The sequence below is a fragment of the Clostridium tyrobutyricum genome (assembly GCF_019144085.1).
Lineage (GTDB): Bacteria > Bacillota > Clostridia > Clostridiales > Clostridiaceae > Clostridium_B > Clostridium_B tyrobutyricum_A.
This window is the reverse complement of the sequence record NZ_JAHHUY010000005.1, coordinates 1-12,559: the sequence shown is the minus strand read 5'-3', so window position 1 is coordinate 12,559 and position 12,559 is coordinate 1. Positions and strand designations below refer to the sequence as shown.

At 30.7% G+C, this 12,559-nt stretch carries 9 protein-coding genes, 1 tRNA gene, 1 pseudogene and 1 riboswitch; of the genes and pseudogenes, 1 reads left to right on the top strand and 10 read right to left on the bottom strand.

Translation table 11 applies throughout. The features are described from left to right. Positions 1 to 17: 17 nt before the first annotated feature. From KM800_RS03180 to KM800_RS03160, 5 genes are all read right to left on the bottom strand, one after another. A complete protein-coding gene (locus tag KM800_RS03180) occupies positions 18 to 587 on the bottom strand; it encodes a YIP1 family protein (RefSeq protein ID WP_217811772.1) in 570 nt (189 codons plus the stop codon). A gap of 149 nt (positions 588 to 736) precedes the next feature. Then, a protein-coding gene (prfB, locus tag KM800_RS03175; RefSeq protein ID WP_217811771.1) for a peptide chain release factor 2 occupies positions 737 to 1,844 on the bottom strand; the annotation gives its coding sequence in 2 pieces (ribosomal slippage) (positions 737 to 1,765 and positions 1,767 to 1,844; 1,107 coding nt in all). 16 nt (positions 1,845 to 1,860) lie between these two features. Continuing rightward, positions 1,861 to 4,419: a preprotein translocase subunit SecA gene (gene secA / locus KM800_RS03170; protein WP_217811770.1), complete on the bottom strand. Its 2,559-nt coding sequence runs from the start codon at positions 4,417 to 4,419 to the stop codon at positions 1,861 to 1,863. Positions 4,420 to 4,594: 175 nt separating this feature from the next. Next, on the bottom strand, positions 4,595 to 5,125 hold the full coding sequence (gene hpf / locus KM800_RS03165) for a ribosome hibernation-promoting factor, HPF/YfiA family (protein ID WP_217811769.1): 531 nt from the start codon (positions 5,123 to 5,125) through the stop codon (positions 4,595 to 4,597). A gap of 230 nt (positions 5,126 to 5,355) precedes the next feature. Beyond that, positions 5,356 to 5,553, bottom strand: a complete 198-nt coding sequence (locus KM800_RS03160; RefSeq protein WP_017751485.1) for a cold-shock protein — start codon at positions 5,551 to 5,553, stop codon at positions 5,356 to 5,358. A gap of 801 nt (positions 5,554 to 6,354) precedes the next feature. Here KM800_RS03160 and KM800_RS03155 point away from each other — a divergent pair. Further along, positions 6,355 to 6,681, top strand: a pseudogene (locus tag KM800_RS03155) (DUF6803 family protein); the annotation flags it as partial. 369 nt (positions 6,682 to 7,050) lie between these two features. Here the strand turns inward: KM800_RS03155 and KM800_RS03150 are convergent. The 5 genes from KM800_RS03150 to KM800_RS03130 form a co-directional block, all read right to left on the bottom strand. Then, the gene (locus KM800_RS03150) at positions 7,051 to 7,731 is read right to left on the bottom strand and encodes a ComF family protein (RefSeq protein WP_217811768.1); all 681 of its coding nucleotides are present in this window, start codon (positions 7,729 to 7,731) and stop codon (positions 7,051 to 7,053) included. Further along, entirely contained in the window at positions 7,704 to 8,726 is a 1,023-nt protein-coding gene (locus KM800_RS03145) for a hypothetical protein (RefSeq protein WP_217811767.1), read from the bottom strand. Before KM800_RS03145 ends, KM800_RS03150 begins: the two co-directional genes overlap by 28 nt. Beyond that, entirely contained in the window at positions 8,653 to 10,947 is a 2,295-nt protein-coding gene (locus KM800_RS03140; RefSeq protein ID WP_217811766.1) for an ATP-dependent RecD-like DNA helicase, read from the bottom strand. The genes KM800_RS03145 and KM800_RS03140 overlap by 74 nt, the downstream gene beginning before the upstream one ends. A 117-nt stretch (positions 10,948 to 11,064) precedes the next feature. After that, complete coding sequence (metK, locus tag KM800_RS03135) at positions 11,065 to 12,240, bottom strand: methionine adenosyltransferase (RefSeq protein WP_217811765.1); 1,176 nt, start codon at positions 12,238 to 12,240, stop codon at positions 11,065 to 11,067. A 68-nt stretch (positions 12,241 to 12,308) separates the two neighbouring features. Next, positions 12,309 to 12,407, bottom strand: a riboswitch (SAM riboswitch). Between the two features lie 41 nt (positions 12,408 to 12,448). Then, positions 12,449 to 12,533 (bottom strand) — tRNA-Tyr (locus tag KM800_RS03130). Between the last annotated feature and the right edge of the window lie 26 nt (positions 12,534 to 12,559).

Sequence of the window (12,559 nt, the reverse complement as noted above, 5' to 3'; positions counted from 1 at the left end):
CCTAAATACTATATATATTAGTGTAATTTTATAAAATATTTAATAACAGGAATTATACTTATTATAAATATAATTACAGGTAAAAATTTATGGACATTTTTTGTTTTTATATTTAACTTCAATGTCATATATATAAATATACTAACTAATGCAGATATAATCAAACTAAATATATTGGTAAATATATCACTTTGACCTCCCAGCAGGTTATAAATTGATATAATTATATAACTCAATATATATGGTACAACATAGCTTGTGTATAATAGCTTTTTAACTATTTTCTTATTATAGATCTTCTTCTCGATTTTATTACATGTAATATATACTACAAAATATACTATATTTACAGTTATAATAATACCTATTATTCCTCCTACAACACCAAACAAAAGTATAAGCCATTTACTAAAATGGACCATGCTTGTTACCTTATCAATTTCTTTGTTTGAAACAACAAAGACTCCTACATAAGTATCTAAAGCCAAAAAAATCAAAAGTAACAAATACATAAATTTCATGGATATATCAGTATCTCTAGAAAAGTATTTTCGCGGGGATTGTATCAATTCAATTAAGTCATTCACTGCTAATCATTCCTTTACTAAATAAAATTTTTAATCCAATTATATGTTAATATATAACTAATTAACTTTCAATACAAATACAAATATAAATAAATGACAAAAATCACCATAACTTTACTAAAATTGAATAAAGCTACAGTGATTTATTGTCAATTGGCCTGTTGTTTCAAATAAGCAATTATAAAATTATCAATATTTCCATCCATTACTGAAGCTACATTGCTGTTTTCAACACCAGTTCTGTGATCTTTAACCAGGCTATATGGATGAAATACATAGGACCTTATCTGACTACCCCATCCCATATCCTTTAGTTCTCCTGTAAGATCCTCTACTTTTTCCTTATGAGCCCTTTCCTTTAGTTCTACAAGCTTTGCCTTCAACATTAACATGGCTGTTTCCCTATTGTGATGCTGACTTCTTTCATTCTGGCACTGTACAACTATTCCTGTAGGTATATGTGTTATTCTTACAGCAGACTCAGTCTTGTTTACATGCTGTCCTCCTGCACCACTTGATCTATAGGTATCCACCCTTAAATCATCTGATTTTATGTTTATATCTTGATCTTTAGTAAGTTCAGGCAATACTTCTGCAGAAGCAAAAGATGTCTGCCTTTTTCCATTCGCATTAAATGGGGATATTCTAACTAATCTATGAATACCCTTCTCCGCTTTTAAATACCCATATGCAAATTCGCCTGTTATTTTAAGTGATACGCTCTTTATACCAGCATCATCTGCAGGCAGTATATCCAGAGTTTCAATTTTATATCCAGATTTTTCGGCCCATTTTGTGTACATCCTAAGCAGCATTTCTGTCCAATCCTGGGCATCTGTACCACCTACTCCTACATGAAGGTTTAATATGGCATTATTTTTATCATATTCTCCTGATAAAAGTATCTCTATTTTTAGTTTATCAATAATATGTTCAATATCTTCTACTTCAGAAATTATTTCTAAGGATGCAGATTTATCTTCTTCCTCTTCAGCAAGTTCAGCTAATACCTCTACATCGTCCAATCTTTCATTTAAATTGGTATACATATGAACTTTTTCATTTAATATTCTTTCCTCAGAGGATATTTCTTGTGCTCTTTCAGGGTCATCCCAAAAATTTGATTCCTGCATCTTCATTTGAAGCTCTTCTATTTTATTTTTACAATTATCTAAGTCAAAGAGACTCCTTTACTTGAATTAATGATTTTCTTATTGATTTTATTTTTGACAAAGATTCTTCCAACTCCATTATCATATATAAACAGCCCCTTTTAATTACTAATATTTCTTCCACAGCAATTTTTATATTTTTTTCCACTTCCGCATGGACAAGGATCATTCCTGCCTACTGTCTTTTCTTTTTTAATTGGCATTCTTCTAACCTTGTCGTCTCCAACTTGATTAGTATTTATATTTTTGGCAACTCTTTCTCTTTCTGGAGCTTTTTCTATTTTTACATGGAATAGATACTTGATAGTATCCATCTTAATATTATAGATCATCTCATCAAACATCTCACTGCCTTCAAATTGATATGCCTGAGCTGGTTCCTGCTGTCTATAAGCTCTAAGGCCTATAGCTCTCTTTAAATGCTCCATATCATCTATATGATCCATCCATCTCGTATCAACAACTTTTAAAAGAATTACTCTTTCAATTTCCCTCATCTGTTCTGGAGTAAATTCTTCTTCTTTTTCTTTGTATATTTCATCTCCAAGCTTAATATATTTATCTATTATCTCTTCATCTGAAATATTTGCTATATCTTCAAATTTTACAGTATCTTTTGGGACAAAAATTTCTTCCATATAATCTATTAAATTCTTGATTTCATTTTCAAACTCTTCTTCGTCTCCCGATACATGGGACTTTACAATTTGAACAACAAGATCCCCAAACATATTGTGAATTTGGTCCTTAAGATCTACGCCTTCAAGAACTTCACTTCTCTGTTTATATATTATTTCCCTCTGTTTATTTATTACGTCATCATACTGCAACAATGTTTTTCTTATATCAAAATTGTTTCCTTCTACTTTCTTCTGGGCATTTTCTATAGCATTGGTAACCATTTTACTTTCTATGGCTTCATCTTCTCCAAGTCCCAGTCTATCAACCACACTTTGAAGTCTGTCTGATCCAAATATCCTCATGAGATCATCTTCCAGTGAAACATAAAATCTTGATTCTCCTGGATCTCCCTGACGTCCTGAACGTCCTCTCAACTGATTGTCAATTCTTCTTGATTCATGTCTTTCTGTACCTATTATCTTTAATCCACCTAATTTTACAACACCTGTTCCAAGTTTTATATCGGTACCACGTCCTGCCATATTGGTAGCAATAGTTACAGTTCCTTGTTCACCTGCATGTGAAATTATATCAGCTTCTTTTTCATGGAATTTAGCATTCAATACTTGGTGAGGAACACCTTTTCTTTTCAACATGTCTGAAAGGAGTTCCGACTTCTCAATACTTACCGTACCTACAAGTACAGGCTGACCTTTCTTGTAAGTTTCATATATTTCTTCTGCAATGGCTTTAAATTTTCCCTTTGCAGTCTTGTATATTAGATCCGATTGATCTTTTCTTATTAAAGGCTTATGCGTCGGTATTACTATTACATCCAAACCATATATTTCTCTGAATTCACTTTCTTCCGTTAGTGCAGTACCAGTCATACCTGAAAGTTTATTGAATATTCTAAAATAATTCTGATATGTTATAGTAGCAAGAGTTTTTGACTCTCTTTCTACTTTAACTCCTTCCTTTGCTTCTATGGCTTGATGAAGTCCATCACTATATCTTCTACCTTCCATCATTCTACCTGTAAACTCATCTACTATAAGAACTTCACCATTTTTAACCATATAGTCTTTATCACGCTTCATAATATAATTGGCCTTCAATGCTTGAATCACATGATGTTGAAGCTCCATGTTCTCTGCATCCGCATAGTTTTTCAAATTAAAAAACTTTTCTGCCTTTGATATACCTTGTTCTGTAAGCAATACTGCATTGGCCTTCTCATCTACAGTAAAGTCACCCTTGTGTTTTACTTCACCAGTTTTCTCATCTGGAGTCTCTTCTTGCTTTTTTAAAGTCTTTGCAAAATGATCTGCCACTTTATAAAACTCAGTAGATTTTTCTCCTTCACCTGATATTATAAGCGGAGTTCTGGCTTCATCAATAAGTATTGAATCCACTTCATCAACTATTGCAAAATTCAGTCCTCTCTGAACTCTCTCTTCCTTATACACAACCATATTGTCTCTTAAATAGTCAAATCCAAATTCACTATTCGTTCCATAAGTTATATCGGATCTATATGCTTCCTGTCTTTGAGTCTGATCTAAGTCATGAAGTATAACTCCAACCTTAAGTCCCAGGAATTCATATACAGGAGCCATAGAATCTCTATCTCTCTTTGCAAGATAATCATTTACAGTTATTATATGTACTCCCTTTCCTGTAAGAGAATTTAAATATGCAGGTGCAGTAGCTACAAGAGTTTTTCCTTCACCAGTTTTCATTTCAGCTATTCTTCCCTGATGTAATACAATTCCACCTATTAATTGCTCTTTGTAATGCTTTAACCCTATAGTCCTATATGCTGCTTCCCTAACTACGGCAAAAGCTTCTGGAAGTATGGAATCCAAACTTTCTCCATTTTTAATTCTTTCCTTGAATTCATCAGTTTTATCTCTCAGCTGATCATCTGTTAATTTCTGCATATCAGCATCCAACTTATCTATCTTTTCAGCAATAGGAATTACTCGCTTAACTTCTCTATTACTATATGAACCAAAAAATTTTTGTAAAAGTTTCATTATTTTCATCCTCACATGTTATTTTATATAAAAAAATATATACCTTCTGATTATATCATCTACTCATTACCTATTCAATAAATAAAGGTATAAATTTACTTTAACTTTACATATAATACCTTTATGATAATAAATAAAAAGGAAGCTTTAAGAGCTCCCCTTTTTATATCTAATTCTAAAATTCAGGTTCTATAAGACCATAATCTCCATCTTTTCTTCTGTATACAACATTGACTTCTCCACTTCTAGCTTCTTGATATACGAAAAAGTTATGTCCCAATAATTCCATTTGGAGAACTGCCTCCTCTGAAGACATTGGCTTTACAGCAAATCTTTTAGTTCTTACTATTTTATGTTCTTCATCTTCTACATCGTTTTGATCTGGTATGAATTGAAATTTCAATGAATCCGAAGAACGTTTTCTCTTCAAGAGCTTCGTTTTCTGTTTTCTTATCTGACCTTCCAATTTATCTACAACTAGATCAATAGAAGTATACATATCATTATTTGATTCTTCGCCTCTAAGTATGACACCATTAAAAGGTATTGTAACTTCTACAATTTGATTCTTTTTTTGTATGCTTAATGTAACTTGTGCCTCTACATTAGGGTTGAAATACTTATCCAGTTTTGATAGTTTCTTGTTAACTGCATTCTTCAATGAGTCAGTTACCGAAATATTTTTGCCTTTTATAATTATTTTCATATTTCCAGCCCCTCTCTTATCACTTTATGTAAACTATAATTTACATAGACATAACATAAATCGAAACAATTATCATGTTATATAGTTTATACTTATATATTAATACTATTTAATGTAAATTACAATAGATATTCAAGTAAACAATGGAAATCAGTATATTAAAATTTTATAATATAAAAATCCCTTAGATAGATTTCTCTACCTAAGGGATAAAATATTTATCCTATTTATTAAAGAACAGTAATATTTTCTGCTTGTGGTCCTTTTTGTCCCTTACCTTCATCATAAGAAACTTTTTGACCTTCATCAAGTGATTTGTATCCATTTGAATTTATTTGAGAAAAGTGTGCAAAAATATCTTTTCCATCTTCTCCTGTAATAAATCCATATCCTTTTTCTCCATTAAACCATTTAACTGTACCTGTCATATATAAGTACCTCCAAAATTTTATTTCTTAAACTCTTTGTAATAACTATATCCACTAAATAAAATTTCGACATTAACATATATAATAAACATAAGTACACATTGAAATATATCCGCGTTTAAATTAATTACGATTCATTTAAGTTCTTTACATAGTATAACACTTATAAATATATAAAGCAAATTATCATCTCTAAAAATTGTTGAATTTTTGTTTTATTATAAACTTTTTAAAGTGAATTTAATTTAAGAGCGTGGATATAATATTAATAAGTTCATGTTTTGGATAATTTTAAAGTCAGTTTTTTATTTACACAACTATGATAAATTGTATATTAAAGGAGATTAAAATGAAAAATAAAATTAAATGTATTACTATCACTACCATAGCCATGGGAGTCTTGATTTGTACTCTTAATACAGTCATCAGGAACAAAAGAGGAAGGAATAAAATATGTAAATTTATTAATGACCTGTATTAATTATAATAAGATTTTAGTTCAATAAAAAACAAATCCACCTAATTTATAGAAAGAAATTCGGGAATGGCAATAACCACCCTAAAAGAGGTGGCTTGAGCTAGTCCTATAAATTCACTACACTTAGTCATATCAAGAAAAATCTTACACATTTTAACCTTATTAAAGTGCCACATCTGAGAATAATAAATTATATTTGCTGGTTTTTTTAGGATACTCCTATTTCTTGATTTAATAAAAATATTTACACCTGTATTATTTCTTCATACGATCTTCACACTCCACTGATATTATTAACAATATATTTATTGGAGGTGGAAATAATGAACTCAACACATTATATGTCTTTGTTAATGGATAACCAACCATGGAATTTGATTATCTTTATGGCTATACCCGTAATATGTGCTGAACTTCTTACTATTACAGAATTTTTTATAATCTATAATAGACTTGAAAAGAGAGGCATAAAGACACTAAATAAAATTATTGGAATTTTTGACGGTATTTATTTTTCAGGAATATTTATTTATCTCTTTATAAACGTAGTTATTCCTCTCACAACTAATAATAGATGGCATACATGGGTAGATGTACTTGCAGTACTGTCCTATTTAAGTGGCGTAATATTTCTAGTGCCAATAACATTAAATGTAATATAATTATTTACAAAATTTAAAATGAACAAGCCACCTCTAAAAGAGAGTGTCCTGTTCATTTACTTATATAAACATCTAAAATTTTATAATTCAAAATAAATATAGCAGCCTATAAAAGACTGCTAATTAGCACCATTGGTGCTTTTTCAAGCTAGCTGACCTGGTCTTTGACCCCACACTCGCCTGCTGGAATTTTTGCTACCCGGATTTAACCTCTCACTACTAGTTCTCTCGCATCTTTGCGGCAGGACTTACTTCTAAACCGCACCATGCTCGTCAAACATTTTATTTGATTTACGTGGATCGCTTTGCCTGCGACTGGCATCGACTTTCAACCACAGACCTAACTTAACATATTAATTATACCTTACTTTTAGCACCAGTCAATATAGTAACTTTATCTGAACCATTATTTTTTAGTTCCAATGCACAATAAAAGGCAGTAGCTCCAGTAGTTATAACATCATCAACGAGTAAAATATTTTTATTTTTTATCATTTCTTTATTTACAATTTTAAAACTACCTTTTATATTATTCCATCTCTCTTCCTTACTCAATCCTATTTGATCTTTTGTACTTCTCTTTTTTTGGATACAACATATAACCGGTTTTTTTAAATAGCCTTTAAGTATACTAGCTAAATACTTGCTTTGATTATACCCTCGTCTTTTTTCATCTTTTTTTGTCATAGGAACATATGTTATGATATCAAATACTATATTGTTCTTTTTTATAACATCATACATATATTCAGCTATAACTTCTCCGGATTTAAAAGAATTCTTATATTTCAATTTTCCTATAAGTTCTTTTATACTTCCTGAGTAATATGAAGCACTATAAAAATCAAATTTTATGTTTTGGTATTCCAATTGATTTTTACATTCACATACCATTATACTTTTCCTGCATGAATCACATATGGATTTATCAGAATACAAATCACATTCACACAATAAACATGTTTCATCACCACAATAGACAATGGACAACAAACAATCTTTTAAAAATTTTAAACTTTCAATAATCCCATATTCCATGCTTCTTTATTAAAATTTCTAGCTATACATTTGGCCTTTTCCATCTCTTCCGTCTCATAATTAGCTAAAAATATAACTTCTCCTTTTAAATTTTTCTTATCTCTGGCTACACTTGCACATAAATATATAAATTCTTTATAGTTAAAACTCTTATTATCTGCAAAATATATCATTATATCAGAATTTTCTATATGACTAATTAGATCTCCAAAATAGTCTGTAATTAACACTGCATTTTCCATATTTAAAAATTTTGAAATTACCTTTTTATCAGGTCTTTCTCTTTCAAAACACAATATATTTTTCAAAATATATTTGCAATATTGTCTTATGTATGAACTTACTTCCTTGACTTTTATATCATCCGGAACGTATATTATAACTTTTCTTCCTGCATTTATAGACCATTTTAAATAATCGTAAATCACAAATGGTATATCTTTACTTATATTAATTCTAGTAATCACTGTCCTTGGTTCAACTATTGGGAATTTATTGTTTTTAAGAGGTATAATAATATAATCGGCATTTTTTAATATCTCTTCTATTGAATATGAAATTATTCTACTATTTTCATAAGCCAATTTATCCAATATATCTAGTATTTCATATCTATTGTGATATGAGAAACTGCTTATATCATCATAGATAATTAAATCAAATTTTTGATTTATCTTTGTTGCTGTTTCCATGCTGCATATTTTTAAATTTGAATTATTATTTGTAAACTTTTTTATATAACTATAATCTTTTAAATTAGTGTATTTCTTTATATTCGATATAATACTTATCTGTCCAGGTTGCTCATCCGTTATATATACTACTCTTTTATCCTCTTTTATATATTTTTCAATAATTTCTATAAATATTTCTGTAGAATTATATGGAATAGATATTATATTTAAAAATTTTTTCTTTCCGTTAATCCATTTTATTATATCCTGGTCTACTCTGTTCTTCTCCCCTCCAAGGTGCATCTTTTTCCAAAGCAACATTATCTTCACTCTCCATTATATCCATTATTCTATTTTTTAATAAAGAATATCTGTCGAAACTCTTGTTGTTGTCTATCATAAATTTTAGCGCCTTTAACTCACCTACCAGTACAACCATTTGTTTTGCCCTGGTTACAGCTGTATATAGAAGATTCCTATTCATCAAGAAACTTGATCCCATGAACACAGGCATGACTATTACTGGGAATTCACTTCCCTGACTCTTGTGTATAGTTACTGCATAGGCCAAAGTTAATTCATCTAAGTATATATTATCATATATAACTCTTTTTTCATCATCAAAAATTACCGATAAAGTATTATTTTCATTATTTATACTCTCTACATAACCTACATCTCCATTAAATATTCCCAATCCCTTTTCTTTTCCATCATTTAGAATCGATTCCCATTTTAATGAATAATTGTTCTTGGTCTGCATTACCTTATCCCCAACTCTAAACAGTACATTTCTAAATTCTTTTTCATTTTTATCTTCACTTTTACAATTCAAAACATTCTGAAGTCTATTATTTAAATTAAGAACTCCAAGAATACCTTTTCTCATAGGTGAAACTACTTGAATATCACTTAATTTATTCCATGATTTATTAAAACCAGGCAATCTTTTGTCAACCAATTGAATTAATGTGTCCAGTATTTTGTTCTGGTCATCACATTTTATGAAGTAAAAATCCTTATCCTTTTTATTTAAAAATGGCATCATGCCAGAATTTATTCTATGTGCATTAACTATTATCATACTTTCTTTGGATTGTCTAAATATCTCTTTCAATCTAACTACTTTAATGCACTTGCTTTCTATAAAATCCTTAAGTACATTTCCTGGTCCAACTGAAGGCAATTGATCTACATCTCCTACTATTATAACCCTAGTGCCAATAGAAATTGCCTTAAGCAAACTATTCATAAGAATTATATCTATCATGGATGCTTCATCTACAACTACTACATCACATTCCAGTGTAATTTCTTCACTTCTAGAAAACATAACTTCATCTTCATCACTGGATGCATTCATTTCTAAAAGCCTGTGTATAGTTTTTGCTTCCCTATTAGTGGATTCTGACATTCTCTTTGCAGCTCTTCCTGTAGGTGCTGCCATAAATACCCTTAGCTTTGCCTTTTCAAATATTTTGGTAATACAATTTATTATAGTAGTCTTTCCCGTACCAGGTCCCCCTGTTATTATTTCTACTCCGTTTTTCACTGCACCTATTATAGCTTTTTTTTGTGACTCTGCAAATTGTATGCTATTTTGTGATTCGAATTCTGAAATCTCTTTATCCATATCCAATTTAATTTCATCATACTCATTAAATGACAAATATAATATTTTTTTTGTTACACTAAGCTCGCAATAATAATAAATAGGTAAAAGTACACATATATTATCTTCAAATTTCTCCAATTTTATAGTTCCTTTAAGTGAACTGTCATATATATTTTCTTCTATCTCTTCTTTTGTAACTTCAAGTACATCCAGTGATTCTTCCTCTAATTTTTTTAAGGGCATGTATGTGTTGCCAAAATTACAAAACTTACTTACTATATATTTAATACCGCTCTGAATTCTGAATGGTGAATTACCTTCTATTCCCAAACTTCTAGCTATTCTATCAGCAATTTTAAAACCTATGCCTGATATTTCTTCCGTAAGTACATATGGATTTTCCTTAACTGTTTTTATAGATGCTGATCCAAACTTCTTATGTATCTTTACACATTGATTTGGAGTAACCCCATAAGTTTGTAAAAATATCATTATATTTCTTACTTCTACTTGTTTTGAATAGGATTTACAAATTAAATCTATCTTTTTTTGTCCAATACCCTCTATATCTCTAAGTTTTTCTATATGATTATCCAATACATCTAATGTATCTTCGCCAAATCTCTCTACTATCTTCTTTGCAGTTACAGGCCCTATGCCCGATATGGCTCCAGATGACAAGTATCTTTCTATTCCAATGGAACTAGTTGGCAGTATTTCCTCGGAATATTTAATTTTAAGCTGCCTGCCAAACTTGGGATGAACTGACCATTCTCCTGTTAACTTTAAATTTTGTCCTTCCATGATAAATGGTATATTACCTACTATAACTGTAATTCCATCTTTCCCCTTTATTTGGGCAACTGTGTATCCATTTTTTTCATTTTGATATACTATTTCATCTACTATACCTTGTAATTCCTGCATAGAATCTCCCTACTCTTTTAAAATAGTTATAATACATACAATTATATCATAATATTGTATTATATTGACTTCAACTTAAAAAGCACGCATCCCTTTATGGATACGTGCCAAGAAATATTATAAATATTTTTTTATTTCATCTACTCTATTCAGTTTTTCCCATGGAACATCTATATCTGTTCTTCCGAAATGTCCATAAGCTGCCACTTGTCTATATATAGGTCTTCTTAAATCCAAATCTCTTATTATAGCTCCTGGTCTTAAATCAAATACTTTCTTTACTATTTCAACTATTTTATCTTCTGAAATTTTTCCTGTTCCAAAAGTATCTGCTGTTATAGATACAGGTTCTGCTACGCCTATGGCATAAGCCAATTGCAATTCTAGCTTGTCTGCTATTCCTGCTGCCACCAAGTTCTTAGCAACCCATCTTGCTGCATATGCAGCAGATCTATCAACCTTCGTTGGATCTTTTCCTGAGAAAGCTCCACCGCCATGTCTTCCGTATCCGCCATATGTATCAACTATTATCTTTCTTCCTGTAAGTCCTGAATCTCCTTGAGGACCTCCTACAACAAATCTACCTGTTGGATTTATGAAATATTTGGTTTTGCTATCCAAAAGTTCCGTTGGTATAACAAATTTTATTACATTTTCAATTATATCTTCTCTTATCTGTTCTTGAGTTGTATGTGGATCATGCTGAGTAGATACAACTACTGTATCTATTCTAACAGGCTTGTCATCTTCATACTCTACAGTTACCTGAGTTTTACCATCTGGCCTTAAATAAGATAATATACCTTCTTTTCTTACATCTGCCAATCTCTTAGAAAGCTTATGTGCCATACTTATTGGAAGTGGCATGTATTCTTCAGTTTCATTTGTAGCAAAGCCAAACATCATTCCCTGATCTCCAGCTCCAATAGCATCTATTTTATCCATCTTGCCTGATTTAGCTTCAAAAGCTTCATCTACGCCCATAGCTATATCAGAAGATTGCTCATCTATAGAAGATATTACAGAACAAGTATCACAATCAAAACCATATTTAGCTCTAGTATATCCTATTTCTTTTACTGTCTTTCTAACTATTTTAGGTATGTCTACGTAACACTTAGTTGATATTTCACCCATAACTAAAATCATTCCAGTAGTAGTTATTGTTTCACAAGCTACTCTTCCATTGGGATCCTGACTTAATATAGAATCAAGGATAGCATCTGAAATTTGATCACACATTTTATCTGGATGTCCTTCTGTAACTGACTCAGATGTGAATAGTTTTCTCATATTTCTTACCTCCGTCTGTGTAAAATAAAAAACCTCTTCGTAAAAAGAGGTTAATAAACTTAACTACTCTCTTATCTTGCAGCAATTCTGCAGGAATTGGCACCTTAGTAACATTACTGGTTGCCGGGTTTCACAGGGCCCTTTCCCTCCACCTCTCTCGATAAGAGTTTTAAATTGTAAAACAGAAAACACTTGCAAGTGTTTTTTATGGTGGAGGAAGATGGATTCGAACCATCGAAGTCGATGACAACAGATTTACAGTCTGCCCCCTTTAGCCACTCGGGAATTCCTCCGCATTTGGTGCTGACAGTAGGCATCG